Here is a 16,305-nt window from a genome sequence, read left to right as displayed (position 1 = left end):
AGGCTTTTTTCGTCTGTTATTTTAGAAGTTTTCAGGTTTACCTGATTTGTCTTCTGAATAATATTCATCGGGAGCATCGTTTTGGGCTTCTTCTGTACGGACGACCAAAACATCGCATTTTGCAGAACGGACAATGTGTTCAGATACGCTTCCGATTAAGAAACGTTCAACTGCATTTAATCCGGTAGCACCACAGACGATTAGGTCTGCTTCCACTTTTTGAGCCAACTCTCTTGAAATCATTGTTTTTGGAGAACCATAATCAACAACAATATTCACTTTTTGAACCCCGCCTGCTAAAGCTTCTTTCTTATAATCTTCCAGCAGGTCTTCGGCGAATTTTTGGGCGCGGTCGGCGATGGAGCGGTCATATGCTTCAATTGCTGCAAATGAGCGGGTGTCGATTACGTTCACCAAATTTAATGTGGCATTGTTCCGCTCAGCTATGCCGACCGATTTTTTGAATGCCCATTCCGCTTCTTTTGACCCGTCTACTGCTACAAGAATCTGACTATACTTTAATGTCATCCTACATTCCTCCTTTGTCTCTACTTATACTATTCGCTATAACTGCAAGAGTTCCTTCTAAATTGAAGTTAATTTTACTGAATATTTGTCAAATTAAAGACGGTGATGAGTCCTTCTGGTAACAGCATCAGAAAGGAGGGCAGCTGATATGACAGCGGAAACAAGTGAAGTCTGATAGAATAAAGTAGATATCAGAATAAACAATCTATTGTACCGGATTAAACTACTTAAAATGATGGAGGGTTTCGAAATGCGAATTGGTGTACCGAAAGAAGTAAAGAACAATGAAAACAGAATAGCCATGACACCGGCCGGCGTAGTCAATCTTGAAGTTCATGGGCATGATGTATTTATTCAGTCGGGCGCTGGTCTGGGTTCCGGTTTTACCGATGAAGATTACAGTGCAGCTGGTGCGAAAATTGTTGAAACAGCGGACGAAGCCTGGGCACAGGAAATGGTCATGAAAGTAAAAGAACCCGTCCAGGAAGAGTACCGTTATTTCCGGGAAGGACTGATTCTGTTCACCTATCTGCATCTAGCGCCTGAAAAAGAGTTGACTCAGGCATTGCTGGAAGCTAAAGTGACAGGCATTGCGTACGAAACGGTGCAGTTGCCCAACAATTCCTTGCCGTTGCTGACACCAATGAGTGAAGTGGCAGGCCGGATGTCCACGCAGATCGGAGCTCAGTTCCTCGAGAAGATACACGGCGGTGCAGGGATTCTGCTAGGCGGTATTCCCGGCGTCGGCCGAGGGAATGTTGCCATAATCGGTGCAGGTGTAGCGGGAACCAACGCTGCAAAAGTAGCCGTTGGAATGGGGGCGAATGTGACGATCCTGGATTTGAATCCCGATCGCTTGCGTCAATTGGATGACCAGTTCGGTCAGGATGTACAGACCTTGATGTCCAATCCGCTGAATATTGCAGAATCCGTGAAAAAGGCGGATTTGGTTATTGGAGCTGTTTTGATTCCGGGGGCGAAAGCACCTAAATTGGTGACAGAAGACATGATCAAATCCATGAATCCGGGTTCCGTGGTGGTTGATATCGCGATTGACCAAGGCGGAATTTTTGAAACCAGTGATCGCATCACGACCCACGATGAACCGACCTATGTGAAACATGGAGTCGTTCATTATGCAGTCGCGAATATGCCCGGTGCTGTTCCCAGAACTTCAACAATTGGTTTGACGAACGTTACAGTACCCTACGCCGTGCAGATCGCGAATAAAGGATTTGCAAAAGCAATCTCCGAAAACGAAGCTTTGAAAAAAGGAGTAAATACATTGGGGGGCCATGTCACCTACCAGGCAGTGGCTGCTGATCAGGGACTGGAATATAAGTCAGTCGACGAGATATTAGGAAAATAAAAAAATGGCATCGGAGAAAATCCGATGCCATTTTTATAATTAATTTGTAATGATCTGAAGTTCTTTCGGGAATTTCGTCAACACTTCATAGCCGTCTTCTGTAACCGCCACATCGTCTTCGATGCGAACGCCGACTGTGCCGGGAACGTAAATGCCAGGCTCCAAAGTAAAGACCATCCCTTTTTCCATCTTCATCGGATTCGCACCGTGGATAGAAGGGAATTCATGCACGGAGATGCCGAGGCCATGTCCCAGGCGGTGCGTGAAATAGTCACCGTATCCTGCATCCGTAATGACCTTACGTGAAATCTGGTCGAGTTCAGCTGCAGTAACACCTGGTTTGACGGCTTCGAGTGCAGCCGTTTCAGCTTTCAAGACAATCTCATATACTTTTTTCTGCTCTTCGCCTGGTTCACCAAGTGCCAATGTGCGGGTGATGTCCGAACAATAGCCTTTATGGACAACGCCAAGGTCGAATAAAACCAAATCACCATTCTGCAGTTTCCGGTCACCGGTTTTGCCGTGAGGCGACGCGGCCTTATCTCCAGCCAATACGGTCGTATCGAAAGACATATGGGTTACGCCGCGTTTTTTCAAAGCCAATTCAATTTCAGTCATCACTTCAACTTCGGTGATGCCTTCTTTAATTGTTTTGGCCGCAACTTCGATGGCATAATCAGCCAATGCTGCCGCTTCACGCAAAATCTGAAGTTCTGCATTGTCTTTGATGACCCGCATAGCATTCAGCTGGTCATCCATTTGGACAATTTGGAGCGAGCCGAATAATGAAAGAATGGCATCGTAACGGTCAACCGTCATATGCGCTTTTTCGATTGCCAATGCCTTCACTTCAACTCCACGCGATTGGACGGTGTTGAACAGGATTTCCATAGAGTTCTGTGTATCTTCGTGCCCGATGATTTCGCCCGTCCATCCTGCGTTTTTTGCGTCGGGCATTTCCATTTTCGGACAGATCAGAAATGGCTCAGCTTCAGCGAAGACCATTACACCCAGCAGGCGTTCATGCGGGTTGCTTTGGAAACCGCTGACGTAAAAGACGTTATAAGGATCGGTGATGAACGCCGCATCGATTGATTGTTCCTTTAAATAATTCTGTAATTGCTTGATTTTGGTCATATGTATTCCTCCTCTACATGTGTAGCATATCAAAAATCAGGGTATAAAACAGCTATGTGAGTTGAATTAACCAGCGCTTCACCATTCAATCAGCCCGAAAACAGGATGAAGACATTTTGTCAGCTTTTATCAGAAAGAACCAGTTCAGCTCTTATATCCATCATTATTTAAAAACTTTTTGGAGGGATTTCATGCACATCTCATATCACGGACATTCCATTGTAAAAATCAAAACGGGTGAGCACACGATTTTAATCGACCCGTTCATCAACGGCAACGAATTGACAGACTTGAAAGTAGGGGATGAAAAACCCACGGCGATTTTATTGACGCATGCACATAACGACCATGTTGGAGATACTGTGGAATTGGCAAAAAGCAATAATGCACAAGTTGTGGCGCCAGTTGAGTTGGCTAATTATTTGGGCAGCCAGGGAGTGAATGCTGCTGGAATGAATCTGGGCGGCGCACATGAATTTGATTTTGGCGTAGTGAAATTCACAAAAGCATTTCATAGTTCTTCCTATACTACTGAAGAAGGTGAAGTGGTATACGGCGGTATGCCAGCCGGAATCCTCTTTAAGGCTGAAGGCAAGACAGTTTACCATGCCGGCGATACCGAAGTTTTCGGTGACATGAAAATTCTTGGGGAACGCAATGAAATTGATGTAGCGTTTGTGCCCATCGGCGATTTTTTCACTATGGGGCCGGAAGATGCAGCGTATGCGGTTGAATTGTTAAAGCCGAAAGTAGTGGTGCCGATCCATTACAATACGTTCCCGCCAATCAAACAAGATCCGGAGCATTTCAAGTCACTGGTAAAAGGTGCAGAAGTGAATATTCTGCAGCCAGGTGGCAGCATCGAATTATAATAAGTTCAAAACCCCGAAGAGCAGAGGCTTTTCGGGTTTTGTTTTTCTTTTTTTGAGCGGTTACTCTTATGGACCGTCTTGCATTGGCTCCCTCCACTTTTCGATTGTCCAGTTACGGCAATCAGCCCTTCTGGTCATAAGCCTGCCCAGCTGTGCGGCTGAAGAGACGCCGCTTCGCCGGTCTGTCTTATGCCGATCAGGGCAAACATGATCGCCTCCACTTTTCTCTTGTCCAGTTGCGACGGGCTGTTCCTCGGTACGTAAGCCCCTCTGGCAGTTCGGCTGAAAAAACGCCGCTCAGCCAGATCGTCTTACGCCTGTCGGACCAGGACGCCCGTCTCCACTTTTCTTGTAATTATGCTACACTATAATGTACAGCTACGTAGAAAGAATGGGTGAAATCATGGCGACTAAACATGAACAGATATTGGATTATATTGAGACTTTAGCGGTAGGGGAAAAAATTTCCGTGCGGCGCATTGCGAAAGATTTGCAGGTCAGTGAAGGTACCGCTTACCGGGCTATCAAAGAAGCGGAGACGAAACGATTGGTGTCGACGATTGAACGTGTCGGAACCATTCGCATCGAACGCAAGAAAAAAGAGAACATTGAGCGGCTGACCTATGCTGAAATCGTCAATATTGTTGATGGCCAGGTATTGGGCGGCAGAGCCGGATTGCATAAATCCCTCAATAAATTCGTTATTGGGGCTATGCAGCTGGAAGACATGATGCGCTATACCGAAGCCGGCAATCTGCTGATTGTCGGAAATCGTTACAAAGCACATGAATATGCATTGCGAGCCGGAGCGGCAGTACTTGTGACAGGCGGGTTTGAAGCATCTGAAGGGGTGAAAAAACTGGCGGATGAATTTGAACTGCCGGTCATTTCGACAAGCTATGACACCTTTACTGTAGCGACCATGATCAACCGTGCCATTTACGATCAATTGATCAAAAAAGAAATTCTGTTGATTGAAGATATTTTGATTCCGTTGGAAGTGACGGCACATTTGAATGTAAAAGATCCGATCAGCCGTTACCATGATTTGAATGAAGAAACGACCCATGGCGGTTTTCCGGTCGTCGATCATTCCAATAAACTGGTGGGAATCATCACATCAAGAGATGTTATCGGCCATCAGCCGACGGATTTGGTTGAAAAAGCGATGACCAAAGATCCAATCACAGTTTCGATGCAAACCAGTGTGGCCGCTGCTGGGCACCGTATGATTTGGGAAGGCATCGATTTACTGCCGGTCGCAGATGACCACGGCAAATTAAAAGGGGTCATCAGCAGGCAGGATGTCCTGAAAGCGATTCAAACCGCCCAACGCCAGCCGCAGCAAGGCGAAACGATTGATGACATCATCAAAAGCCAGCTGCATCAGCAGACGGGCGATAAATTGATGTTGGAATTCCGGGTAACGCCGCAAATGACCAATGCTTATGGCTCGATTTCCCATGGTGCCTATACGATGATCTTGACGGAAGCGGCAGGAGCGGCGCTGAAAACCAAAAACCGAAAAGACAGTGTGTTGGAAAACATGTCTGTTTATTTCCTGAAGCCGGTCCAATTGGATACCTTGGTATTCGTCAAACCCCAGATTCTCGACATCAGCCGAAAATCGGCCAAAGTAGAAGTGGAAGTTTCCCTGGAAAATGAAATCGTCGGTAAAGCCATTTTGACTTTCCAATTGTTGGACCGTTGAGATAAGTGAATTCCATCCATAAAAAAGGCAGCAGGAACACTCGATGATCGAGTGCATCTGCTGCCTGAACATTCCTAAGGAGAAAAAGGGGCTTACGGGTTCAAGTCCGCTTCTTCCTCCAGGAATGTTTGGTAATGGCGTGCTGCTTTGTAATTGTAATACATAAGCGCTAAGCCAAGGACGATGAAAATAGCTGAGACGATGTAGGTGACCGTGCTCTGGAAAACGAATAGCTGATTAATGCCGAATAAAGTGACAAAACTACCCAAAGCCATGGATGCGCGTGCTGCGTACCATTTTTTGCGTATCGGCAAAACGGAGCGGGTGCGGAATTGCTTGGTTTTGTTATAAAAATAAACGACAAATGATACAATGATTAAAACAACGAATATTAACATAGGGACCTCCTGAATTCCAAAACTCATTTTCATTGTACTGAGAATTGAGCAAAATTGCGAATGGATTTCCTTATAAATGGAGGAACTCGGAAATGAACAGTCAAATCATCGACACAATTAAACAATACAGTACCATTATCATTCACCGCCATGTGCGCCCAGACCCGGATGCCTATGGTTCACAGCTTGGCCTGAAATATATTTTGGAACACAATTATCCGGACAAACGCATCCTGGCTGCCGGCACCCATGATTACACAATGGACTTCCTGGACTTTCCTGATCTGGTAGAAGATCAGGATTTTGAAGGCGCATTGGTGATCGTGACCGATACGGCGAATACGGAGCGTGTGGACGATCAGCGCTACAAGACGGGTGCCAAGCTCATTAAAATCGATCACCACCCGAATGATGATGCTTACGGCGACATTGTTTCCGTTGATACGACCGCAAGTTCCGCTTCTGAATTGATCTACGAGTTATTTACATATGGCCGTGACCACGAGGGCTGGACGATGACGGCAAAAGCAGCCCGTCTGCTGTATGCAGGAATTATTGGAGACACGGGACGTTTCCTGTTCCCAAGTACGACACAAAAAACATTTGCGGTTGCAGGCGAACTTATCAAATACGATTTTGACCGCAACGCATTGCATAACGGCATGTATGAAATGGACCGCAAATTATTGCATTTGCAGGGCTATATGTACCAAAACTTCAAAATGGATAAAAACGGTGCGGCCCATGTTAAAATCACCAAGGATATTCTCAAGGAATTTGACGTAACGGCAACCGACACCTCTTTGCTGGTCGGATCGCTCGGCAATGTAAAAGGCATGAAAGCGTGGGTCATCTTGATTGAAGAAGACACTGAAATCCGTGTACGCCTGCGCTCAAAAGGGCCGATCATCAATACACTAGCGAAGGAATTCGGAGGCGGAGGACATCCGTTGGCATCCGGTGCAACTGCTTATTCATGGCAGGAAGCTGACCAGGTTATCGCACGCCTTGCCGAAATCTGTGCTGCTGCAAACTAAGGAGGGAGTCGGTTGTCAATGGTTTATCCGCATATAAGCACATCGGCTGATTTGCTGAAAAGCACGGTACGCCTTGACGAACTTTTCCCATATCTGAAGGAACAAGGAGCCGCTTCAGCCGCAATCGTCAACACCAAATTATATGGTATTCTTCCTTTTTGGGAAGCATGCCGCCGTGCCGGCATCCATGGGGTGGTCGGCCTTTCGGCGGCTATCGAATACGAAGAGCAATCCTATCCGGTCGTTTTATATGCCCAATCGAATAAAGGCTACGGCAATTTGCTGAAAATCTCCAGTGCCTTGTCGACAAGAGACAAAGAGGCCATCCCTGAGCAATGGCTCAAAGCCTATCGAGAAGGGTTGATTTGTGTTATTCCCAATAAGACAGAATGGTTATTGACCGACCGCAGCCTGGTATTTGAATACGTTAAGCATTTATTCGGCTCAGCAGCTTTTGGAAGCATTGAACGGCCAGGCGGAATAACATCGGAACATGAACCTGCATTTGTCGGCATCTGCGAAAATATGGGCTTACCGATTATCGCTTCACAGGAAAGCCGTTACCTGCACCAACAAGATGCATTTGCCTATGAAGTGGCATCGGCCATTGGCCAGGGCTTGAAGATGGAAGATCCGGAAAGAAAGAAACCTGAGCACACCAATGCCTATGTGCCGAGCCGACAAGAGTTCGAGTCCTGGTTCGCTGACCGTCCGGAATGGTTCCAGCGAACAGCGGATGTCTTGAAAAGCTGCCAGTTGACGATTCCGATGAACCGCCAACTGCTGCCAGTATTCCCATTGCCGAAAGAAACCGACAAAGCGGCTTTTATTGCAGAGTTGTGCAAATCGGGGTTGGCTGAACGGGTCCCCGGCTATTCACGGGACTATCAGGACCGATTGGATTATGAGTTGTCTGTGATTGGAACGATGGGATTTATCGATTATTTCCTCATTGTTTCGGATTTCATGAAATATGCCAAAGACCAGGGCATCATGACAGGCCCTGGGCGTGGATCTTCGGCCAGTTCGCTTGTGGCGTATTCACTGAAAATCACAGATGTGGATCCTCTCGAACACGGTTTGCTGTTTGAACGCTTCTTGAATCCAGAACGCGTAACGCTGCCCGATATCGATATTGATTTTGCGGATCACAGACGGCACGAAGTAGTGGAATATGTAGCGGAAAAATATGGAGCGGTCCGAACCGCCCAAATTATCACCTTCGGCACCTTATCGGCAAAAGCCGTTGCCCGTGATACAGCCCGCGTGTTCGGTTTTGAAGCTGAAGAGCTGGATGCGATTTCGAAAATGATTCCGAATCGTCCAGGCACTACGCTCCGGTTGGCCCTCAAAGAATCGCAGACTTTGGAGAGCTGGATCATGGAGCGGGAAGAGCGCAAAACTTGGTTCAAGACAGCACTGAAATTGGAAGGGCTGCCGCGCCATGCTTCAACCCATGCAGCAGGAGTGATTTTAAGTCCATCGCCGCTGGTTGACCATGTCCCGATTGAAAAAGGGCATGAAGGCATTTATTTGACGCAATGGCCTATGCAGGAACTGGAAGCGATCGGCTTACTGAAAATGGACTTTTTGGGTCTGCGCAATTTAACGATCCTGGAACAAATCCGCAACTTGATTTATTGGGATACGAAAAAACGGATAGACTACCGGAATATTCCGTTGACGGATGCTGAAACGTTCAAGCTGCTGGCTGCTGGCGATACAACCGGTGTCTTCCAATTGGAATCCGAGGGCATGCGCGGGGCGCTCCGTCAAATTAAACCCACGGCATTCGGTGACATCGTCGCAGTAAATGCTTTGTTCCGGCCAGGTCCAATGGAATTCATTCCGTTATATGCAAGACGGAAACACAAGCAGGAAACTGTGAAATATGTCCACCCGATTCTGGAACCCATTTTAAGCGAGACTTATGGCGTCATCGTTTATCAGGAACAGATTATGCACATTGCAGCGAAGATGGCCGGCTTTTCTTTGGGAGAAGCCGACTTGTTGCGGCGTGCAGTCAGCAAAAAGAAACGCGAGATTTTGGATCAAGAACGCGCGCATTTTGCCCTTGGAGCCAAAGCGAAAGGTTTTACAGAAGCGGAAGCATCAGAAGTCTACGATTTGATTGTCCGTTTCGCGGATTACGGTTTTCCGAAAAGCCATGCCGTCGCCTACAGCATCATTTCCTATCAGCTGAGCTATGTGAAGACCCATTATCCGGTTCATTTCTATACCGGGTTGTTGGGCAACAGCGCGGGGAATGCGGATAAAACGAGACAGTTGCTGCAGGAAATCAAAGATAATAAAATTCCATTGCTGCCGCCTTCTGTTCAGCAAAGCCGCCATTCCTTTTCTGTAGAAGACGGCAAGATCCGGATTGGGTTGAATGCGGTAAAAGGAGTTCCGGGAACAACGATCAAAGCGTTGCTGAACGCAAGAGAAGATGGGCCGTTCAGCAGCCTGTTCAATATTGCCGAACGGATTTCAGCCTTGCATTTCAACAGGAAATCGTTTGAACCCTTGATCAAAGCAGGAGCTTTGGATGACTTTGGGTATGACCGCAGTGTTTTGCTGGCATCGCTGGATAGCGCCATCAAACATGCTGAACTGGTTAAGCCGAATGAAGACCCCGGCCTATTTGATGATATGGGGTCGAGCTTCATGAAACCGAAATACACCAAAGCAACGGAACTCCCGGAAAGTCTGAAACTCGATTACGAAAAAGAAGTGCTGGGCTTTTATTTGTCTAAGCATCCGGTTGAACGGGAAAAAGAAGAAAGGCAGAAATCCTATAATGAACTGAAATCACTTCATACAAAACGGGACCGTGAATCGGTTAGGGTACTTGGAATGGTGGAAGATATTAAACGGATCCGGACAAAAAAAGGAGATGCTATGGCATTTGTGACCTTAGTGGATGAAACTGGTCCAGCTTCTGTCACATTGTTTCCAGTAGAATATGCCAAATACAACCTTCTTCTTGAGTCCCATGCCATCCTCGAAATTCAGGGGCAAGTCGAAAACCGCAACCATAAAACAGCGATTATCTGCAAGAATATAGAAACCTGACTGCTTTTCTAAAAGAAAAGCAGTTTTTTCTTTACGTAGCCATATTTTTTTTGTAAGGTATAGAATATGAGTGGTCAGACCACTTTCAAAAAAATGGGAACTGAGGAACTGTCATGAATCAAACTAAACGGTATTTGGATATAGTCAGGGACATTCGTGATATGATCCGGCAGGAAAAAATCAAGCCGGGTGACCGCATTCCATCTGAAAGGGAATTGGCCGAAACCATGCAAGTAGGTCGCTCAACGCTGCGGGAAGCATTGCGCAGTTTGGAATTGCTTGGGTTGATCGAAACGCGCAGAGGTGAAGGTACATTTCTGTCTGACCATCGCAACCATACATTGGTTGAGGTGTTGTCGACGTTCGTCCTGCAGGACAATCAGTCGCATAAAGATGTCTGGGAAACGCGCTTGCTCCATGAAGTGGCCGCGATCCAGTCTATTTGCCAAAATGAAGCAGCCAGCCAAATGAAGGTCTGGGACAGTTTTCGGCTGCACCTTACAAACGACAGCTTTCAGCGAGAAGACTTTGTCCGTGAACTGATGGTGCTGTCGGGCAATCGATTGTCATTGAAAATCTGGTTTCTATTGAAGCAATACAGCGGAAATCCATATGATGGAACTGTCACTTCTGATGAAATTGAACACATGAACCATATACTTACTGCAATTGAGCAGCAAGATGCAGAGACGGCCGTTCGGGAGTTTCGGGCCTGGAATGAATGGCTACAAAAGGAGAGAATACGCAATGGCAATGATTCGTGATATTTTTAAACGCAATAAAGACAGCAAAGAGGCGACCATACCTACGAAATCTGCAAAGGATGTCCCAGAAGGCTTGATGACTAAATGTCCTTCCTGTAAAGAAATTACATTGACGAAGGATTTAGATAAAAATAATAAGGTTTGTCCAAAATGCGACCATCATTTTAAGATGACTGCTTATGAACGTGTCAATAGTTTGCTGGATGCCGGAAGCTTCGAATCGATGGACGATCATTTAAAATCGGAAAACCCACTCGGCTTTCCTGGCTATACAGAAAAAGTCCAGGCAGACAGTGAAAAAACCGGTTTGAATGAAGCGGTCTTGACTGGTACCGGCCAGCTGTTTGGCCATCCGATTGTAGTAGCGATTATGGATTCCCATTTCCGGATGGGTTCTATGGGGTCGGTTGTTGGAGAGAAGATTACGCGTGCCATTGAAGCAGCTACTGAGCGCAAATTGCCTTTTATCATTTTTACAGCGAGCGGTGGAGCACGTATGCAAGAAGGCGTTCTGTCGTTGATGCAGATGGCAAAAACCAGTGTGGCTTTGAAACGCCACAGCAACGAAGGCCTGCTTTTTGTCTCAGTTCTGACGCATCCGACAACAGGCGGCGTTTCCGCAAGTTTTGCATCAGTGGGGGATATCAATATCGCTGAACCAAAAGCATTGATCGGTTTTGCAGGACGCCGGGTTATTGAACAGACCGTGCGCGAGAAATTGCCGGAAGACTTTCAGACTGCTGAATTTTTACTGGCCCACGGACAACTGGATGCAGTCGTTCACCGGGCGTCAATGAAAGATACGCTGGCGACGATTGTGCGTCTCCACACGAAAGGAGCCGTGACCAATGGCTAAGAAAAACGGAAAAAAAACAATGCCTTTTGAAGAACCGCTTATTCAGCTGAGAACAAAAATCTCAGAGCTGAAGGAGTATACAGCGAATGCCGAAGTTGATTTGAGTTCGGAAATCAAGTCTCTGGAAGACAGGTTCTCCAAGCTTGAAGAAGAGATATACGAAAACATGAAACCTTGGGACCGTGTCCAAGTGGCTCGCCATCCGGAACGGCCGACTACTCTCGACTATATCCCATTGATTTTTAATGACTTTATCGAATTGCATGGCGATCGCCTTTACGGGGACGATGAAGCGATCGTCAGTGGAATCGCTTCTTTTCACGGCCAGCCGGTTACGATTATCGGCCATCAGCGCGGCAAAGATACGAAAGAGAATGTCAGACGGAATTTCGGCATGCCGCATCCTGAAGGCTACCGGAAAGCTTTGCGCTTGATGAAGCAGGCGGAGAAATTCAAGCGTCCGATCATTTGCCTGATAGACACGAAAGGGGCGTATCCGGGTAAAGCAGCTGAAGAACGTGGGCAAAGCGAAGCGATTGCGCGGAACCTTGTGGAAATGGCCGGGCTGGAAGTTCCTGTCCTATCTATTGTCATCGGTGAAGGAGGTAGCGGGGGCGCATTGGCACTTGGCGTCGGCAACCAGATTTTGATGCTGGAAAACTCAACTTTCTCGGTTATCTCGCCTGAAGGCGCGGCATCGATTTTATGGAAAGATTCGGCTCTTGCGCAAACAGCAGCTGAAGCCATGAAAATCACTGCACCCGACTTGTTGGAAATGAAGATAATTGAACACATGATTCCGGAAGTGCGCGGTGGTGCACATCATGATCCACAGCGGCAGGCGGCAATCATTTCTGAGGCGATCCGCCGTTCCCTTGAGGAATTGAATGGCATGACCTCTGAAGAACTGATTGACCAGCGTTACCGGAAGTTCAAATCAATCGGTGTTTTCAGTGAATGATGGAGAACCGCCTCGGCGGTTCTTTTTGTTTTCGGAAAATTGAGGCACCTGAATTAAATAAGCTTTGGATTTTGCAAACAAAATCTTAACAAGTTTGAAGGCTATTCAGGACTGACAGCAACGCCTTGGCGTGGTAAGGTAAACAGAGTAAATGGACTGCAGGAGGGGTATATCAATGAAGAAAATTGGAGTGTTGACCAGCGGAGGAGATTCGCCGGGCATGAATGCAGCTGTTCGGGCAGTTGTCCGTAAAGGGATTTTCCATGGCATTGAAGTAGCTGGGGTTTATTCCGGGTATCAGGGCCTGATCGAAGGCACCATCAAAAAGCTGGAAGCAGGAGATGTGGGAGACATTATCCAGCGTGGCGGAACTAAATTATATTCCGCACGCTGCGAGGAGTTTCGCACCGAAGAAGGCCAATTAAAAGCGATTGAAAACATGCGCAAAGAAGGTCTTGAAGGGCTAGTAGTCATTGGGGGCGACGGTTCTTATCGTGGAGCGATGGCATTGACAAAAAGAGGATTTCCATGCGTAGGCGTTCCGGGAACCATCGACAATGACATTCCGGGAACCGACTACACCATTGGATTTGATACGGCATTGAATACTGTTATCGAAGCGATTGATAAAATCCGTGATACCGCGACAAGCCACGAACGGACGTTCATCGTCGAAGTGATGGGCCGCGATGCCGGTGATTTGGCTTTGTGGGCAGGTCTGGCCGGCGGTGCAGAAACCATCCTCATTCCGGAAGACAGCTATGATATCGATGACATGGTCGATCGTCTCCAAAAAGGCCGCAACCGAGGCAAGCGCCACAGCATCATCATTGTGGCGGAAGGAGTCATGGGCGGCAATGAACTGGCTGAGCTCATTAAAGAGAAGGCGGATATAGAAACACGCGTGTCGGTACTCGGCCATATTCAACGCGGTGGATCACCGACTGCCCGAGATCGTGTCCTTGGCAGTTTGTTTGGCGCACGGGCAGTGGAAGTTTTGCTTACCGGTGCTGGAGGACGAGCTATTGGCATGAAAAATCATCAGGTGGTAGACTATGATATGACAGAAGCATTCACTGCAGAGCATAATGCGGATATGAGTTTGTATACTTTATCTAAAGAATTGGCAATTTAATACGGTAAATGGAGTGAGTTTATTGAGAAAAACGAAAATCGTCTGCACAATCGGACCAGCAAGTGAATCACCTGAACTGCTTGAACGTTTAATTGAAGCGGGAATGAACGTCGCCCGTTTGAACTTTTCACACGGCAACCATGAAGAGCATGCACTGCGCATCAAACGGATCCGTGAAGCGGCAGATAAAGCGGGTAAAATTGTCGGCATCCTATTGGACACAAAAGGGCCGGAAATCCGTACGCATCAAATGGAGAACGATTCAATCGAATTGGTAACGGGCCAAAAAATTGAAATCTCCATGACGGAAGTAGTGGGGACTCCTGAAAGATTCTCTATTACGTATGATCAATTGATTGAAGATGTAGATGCTGGATCTATCATTTTGCTTGATGACGGACTGATTGAACTGCGCGTGGAAAGCCTGGATAAAGCAAATGGAATTATCCACACGATAGTTGAAAATGCCGGAACTTTGAAAACCAAAAAAGGCGTCAATGTTCCAGGAGTTTCAGTTCAGTTGCCGGGAATCACTGAAAAAGATGCCCAGGATATTTTATTCGGTATTGAACAAAAAGTTGACTTCGTAGCTGCTTCTTTTGTCAGAAATGCTGCCGCTGTCTTAGACATCAGAGGGCTTCTTGAGAAAAACGGCGGAGCCCATATCCAAATCATCCCGAAAATCGAAAACCAGGAAGGCGTCGACAACATTGATGAAATCATCATGGTATCTGACGGTCTGATGGTGGCGCGCGGAGATCTTGGTGTAGAAATTCCGGCAGAAGAAGTGCCATTGGTTCAGAAGTCATTGATCGATAAATGCAACAGCGCTGGAAAACCGGTTATTACAGCTACACAGATGCTCGATTCCATGCAACGCAATCCACGTCCGACACGTGCAGAAGCAAGTGATGTGGCCAATGCAATTTTTGATGGCACAGACGCTATTATGTTGTCAGGTGAAACGGCAGCGGGGCTGTATCCGATCGAATCTGTTGAAACAATGCACCGCATCGCAGAAACAACGGAAGCGGCACTGAATTATAAACAAATCGTCTCAACCAGAAGAAAAGAAAAAGAGTCGAATATGACTGAAGCGATTGGACAGGCAGTTGCCTACACTGCACTGAACTTGAAAGTTCAGGCGATCATTGCACCGACGGAAAGCGGAACAACTGCTAAAATGATTTCCAAATACCGTCCGGGAGCGCCAATCATTGCTGTCACGTCTTCCGATATACCTGCTCGTAAGTTAACATTGGTTTGGGGCGTTCAGCCAATCGTCGGGTCGTCTGTTGAATCGACGGATGAATTGCTGGAAAAAGCTGTGGATGAAAGTTTGAAACACGGCTATGTCAAACACGGTGATCTTGTCGTCATTACGGCGGGCGTTCCAGTCGGGCAAGCCGGAACGACCAACTTGATGAAAGTGCATGTAATCGGCGATATCCTTGCAAAAGGACAGGGAATCGGCAAAACAGTCGCTTTCGGTGAAACTGTTGTGGTCAAAAACGCAGAAGAAGCGCTGGCAGTCGATGTAGAAGGCAAAATCATTGTTACGATCGGCAGCGACCGCGACATGATGCCGGCTATTAATAAGTGTGCTGGCCTCATTACAGAAGAAGGCGGATTGACGAGCCATGCCGCAGTTGTCGGTTTGAGCCTTGGCATTCCGGTAATCGTTGGTGTCAAAGAAGCAACTTCATTGATTAAGAACAACTATGATATTACAATGGATGCGGAAACCGGCATAGTTTATCATGGCCACGCGAGTGTCCTTTAAGTAATAGAGAATCAGTTAGCAGGGAGTTTTGCTCTCCGTTAAAGCATCAAAGGAAAGTAAAGAAGAAGGAGGCCGGTCAACATGATGAAATGGATTTTCTTGGCCTTGATCATAGTACCGACTTTGGAATTGGCTTTGCTGATTTGGGCTGGAGGCAAGCTCGGATTCTTTGCAACAATGGCAATCATTGTGGCGACCGGCTTGCTTGGCGCTTTTCTTGCCAAAAAGCAAGGTCTAAAAGCATTAAAGGATATCCAGGATGGCATGAATAGTTTTCAAGCTCCTGGGGATCAATTATTGAATGCGGCATTCATTCTGGTGGGCGGTATTTTGTTGCTGACACCAGGCTTCATTTCTGATGCAGTCGGGTTTACGATGCTTTTTAGTCCTACTCAGAAAATGTATAAGCCATTCATTTACCGAATAATCCACAAAAAAATGAAAAATACCCGGGTTATCGTTGGATAATACCGGGTATTTCCATGGATTTTGAAAGGAAATTTAAATTCTATAAGCGTTTCCATTCACAAATTCTACAAAGTTGATTATAATGGCTAAGTAAGGGAATAAAAACAGAAGTTCATAAACGCAGATGAGACATCATTCTGCATTTTTTTTTGGAATGATGAATCAAACTGAAGAAGGAGCGATTTAAATGACATCGTCAAAAGGTTTAGAA

At 46.6% G+C, this 16,305-nt stretch carries 14 protein-coding genes; 11 read left to right on the top strand and 3 right to left on the bottom strand.

Going from position 1 to position 16,305, the window contains the following annotated elements; all coding sequences use genetic code 11:
* Positions 1–21 precede the first annotated feature (21 nt).
* Positions 22–528 (bottom strand): universal stress protein, encoded by a 507-nt coding sequence (locus QMA04_RS15950; RefSeq protein WP_191716736.1) that lies wholly within the window; start codon positions 526–528, stop codon positions 22–24.
* Between the two features lie 250 nt (positions 529–778).
* Here QMA04_RS15950 and ald point away from each other — a divergent pair, with 250 nt between their 5' ends.
* Positions 779–1,897 carry an alanine dehydrogenase gene (ald, locus tag QMA04_RS15945; RefSeq protein ID WP_290186952.1) on the top strand — a complete coding sequence of 373 codons (1,119 nt, stop codon included), beginning with the start codon at positions 779–781 and terminating at the stop codon, positions 1,895–1,897.
* Positions 1,898–1,936: 39 nt separating this feature from the next.
* On the opposite strand, the gene QMA04_RS15940 is transcribed toward ald, so the two are convergent.
* Positions 1,937–3,034: a M24 family metallopeptidase gene (locus QMA04_RS15940; protein WP_290186950.1), complete on the bottom strand. Its 1,098-nt coding sequence runs from the start codon at positions 3,032–3,034 to the stop codon at positions 1,937–1,939.
* Positions 3,035–3,225: 191 nt separating this feature from the next.
* On the opposite strand from QMA04_RS15940, the gene QMA04_RS15935 reads away from it, so the two are divergent.
* Both QMA04_RS15935 and QMA04_RS15930 read left to right on the top strand, forming a co-directional pair.
* Positions 3,226–3,906, top strand: a complete 681-nt coding sequence (locus QMA04_RS15935; RefSeq protein ID WP_290186949.1) for a metal-dependent hydrolase — start codon at positions 3,226–3,228, stop codon at positions 3,904–3,906.
* A gap of 403 nt (positions 3,907–4,309) precedes the next feature.
* The gene (locus QMA04_RS15930; protein ID WP_191716740.1) at positions 4,310–5,617 is read left to right on the top strand and encodes a DRTGG domain-containing protein; all 1,308 of its coding nucleotides are present in this window, start codon (positions 4,310–4,312) and stop codon (positions 5,615–5,617) included.
* A gap of 92 nt (positions 5,618–5,709) precedes the next feature.
* Here QMA04_RS15930 and QMA04_RS15925 read toward each other — a convergent pair whose 3' ends face one another.
* Positions 5,710–6,015, bottom strand: coding sequence for a YtpI family protein (locus QMA04_RS15925; protein WP_290186947.1), 306 nt, complete (start codon positions 6,013–6,015; stop codon positions 5,710–5,712).
* Positions 6,016–6,107: 92 nt separating this feature from the next.
* On the opposite strand from QMA04_RS15925, the gene QMA04_RS15920 reads away from it, so the two are divergent.
* The 8 genes from QMA04_RS15920 to QMA04_RS15885 all read left to right on the top strand — a co-directional run bounded on the left by QMA04_RS15920 (position 6,108) and on the right by QMA04_RS15885 (position 16,094).
* Positions 6,108–7,052, top strand: coding sequence for a DHH family phosphoesterase (locus tag QMA04_RS15920; RefSeq protein WP_290186945.1), 945 nt, complete (start codon positions 6,108–6,110; stop codon positions 7,050–7,052).
* 18 nt (positions 7,053–7,070) lie between these two features.
* On the top strand, positions 7,071–10,127 hold the full coding sequence (dnaE, locus tag QMA04_RS15915) for a DNA polymerase III subunit alpha (RefSeq protein ID WP_290187069.1): 3,057 nt from the start codon (positions 7,071–7,073) through the stop codon (positions 10,125–10,127).
* 113 nt (positions 10,128–10,240) lie between these two features.
* Entirely contained in the window at positions 10,241–10,891 is a 651-nt protein-coding gene (locus QMA04_RS15910; protein WP_203341179.1) for a FadR/GntR family transcriptional regulator, read from the top strand.
* Positions 10,875–11,747: an acetyl-CoA carboxylase, carboxyltransferase subunit beta gene (accD, locus tag QMA04_RS15905; protein WP_191716745.1), complete on the top strand. Its 873-nt coding sequence runs from the start codon at positions 10,875–10,877 to the stop codon at positions 11,745–11,747. Before QMA04_RS15910 ends, accD begins: the two co-directional genes overlap by 17 nt.
* A complete protein-coding gene (gene accA, locus QMA04_RS15900; RefSeq protein WP_290186942.1) occupies positions 11,740–12,708 on the top strand; it encodes an acetyl-CoA carboxylase carboxyl transferase subunit alpha in 969 nt (322 codons plus the stop codon). Before accD ends, accA begins: the two co-directional genes overlap by 8 nt.
* Positions 12,709–12,883: 175 nt before the next feature.
* The gene (pfkA, locus tag QMA04_RS15895) at positions 12,884–13,843 is read left to right on the top strand and encodes a 6-phosphofructokinase (protein ID WP_203341177.1); all 960 of its coding nucleotides are present in this window, start codon (positions 12,884–12,886) and stop codon (positions 13,841–13,843) included.
* 22 nt (positions 13,844–13,865) lie between these two features.
* On the top strand, positions 13,866–15,626 hold the full coding sequence (gene pyk / locus QMA04_RS15890) for a pyruvate kinase (RefSeq protein ID WP_290186938.1): 1,761 nt from the start codon (positions 13,866–13,868) through the stop codon (positions 15,624–15,626).
* Between the two features lie 81 nt (positions 15,627–15,707).
* Positions 15,708–16,094, top strand: a complete 387-nt coding sequence (locus QMA04_RS15885) for an FxsA family protein (RefSeq protein WP_191716749.1) — start codon at positions 15,708–15,710, stop codon at positions 16,092–16,094.
* Positions 16,095–16,305 lie beyond the last annotated feature (211 nt).

The sequence above is a fragment of the Planococcus sp. APC 3900 genome, assembly GCF_030407735.1.
Classification (GTDB): Bacteria; Bacillota; Bacilli; order Bacillales_A; family Planococcaceae; genus Planococcus; species Planococcus notacanthi.
The sequence above is the reverse complement of the archived record's forward strand: the minus strand, read 5'-3'. Positions and strand labels throughout refer to the sequence as shown.

What these genes read in the sequence shown, in the direction of transcription:
- QMA04_RS15950 (WP_191716736.1), bottom strand. Translation starts at nt 528, where the DNA reads ATGACATTAAAGTATAGTCAGATTCTTGTAGCAGTAGACGGGTCAAAA.
- ald (WP_290186952.1), top strand. Translation starts at nt 779, where the DNA reads ATGCGAATTGGTGTACCGAAAGAAGTAAAGAACAATGAAAACAGAATA.
- QMA04_RS15940 (WP_290186950.1), bottom strand. Translation starts at nt 3,034, where the DNA reads ATGACCAAAATCAAGCAATTACAGAATTATTTAAAGGAACAATCAATC.
- QMA04_RS15935 (WP_290186949.1), top strand. Translation starts at nt 3,226, where the DNA reads ATGCACATCTCATATCACGGACATTCCATTGTAAAAATCAAAACGGGT.
- QMA04_RS15930 (WP_191716740.1), top strand. Translation starts at nt 4,310, where the DNA reads ATGGCGACTAAACATGAACAGATATTGGATTATATTGAGACTTTAGCG.
- QMA04_RS15925 (WP_290186947.1), bottom strand. Translation starts at nt 6,015, where the DNA reads ATGTTAATATTCGTTGTTTTAATCATTGTATCATTTGTCGTTTATTTT.
- QMA04_RS15920 (WP_290186945.1), top strand. Translation starts at nt 6,108, where the DNA reads ATGAACAGTCAAATCATCGACACAATTAAACAATACAGTACCATTATC.
- dnaE (WP_290187069.1), top strand. Translation starts at nt 7,071, where the DNA reads ATGGTTTATCCGCATATAAGCACATCGGCTGATTTGCTGAAAAGCACG.
- QMA04_RS15910 (WP_203341179.1), top strand. Translation starts at nt 10,241, where the DNA reads ATGAATCAAACTAAACGGTATTTGGATATAGTCAGGGACATTCGTGAT.
- accD (WP_191716745.1), top strand. Translation starts at nt 10,875, where the DNA reads ATGGCAATGATTCGTGATATTTTTAAACGCAATAAAGACAGCAAAGAG.
- accA (WP_290186942.1), top strand. Translation starts at nt 11,740, where the DNA reads ATGGCTAAGAAAAACGGAAAAAAAACAATGCCTTTTGAAGAACCGCTT.
- pfkA (WP_203341177.1), top strand. Translation starts at nt 12,884, where the DNA reads ATGAAGAAAATTGGAGTGTTGACCAGCGGAGGAGATTCGCCGGGCATG.
- QMA04_RS15885 (WP_191716749.1), top strand. Translation starts at nt 15,708, where the DNA reads ATGATGAAATGGATTTTCTTGGCCTTGATCATAGTACCGACTTTGGAA.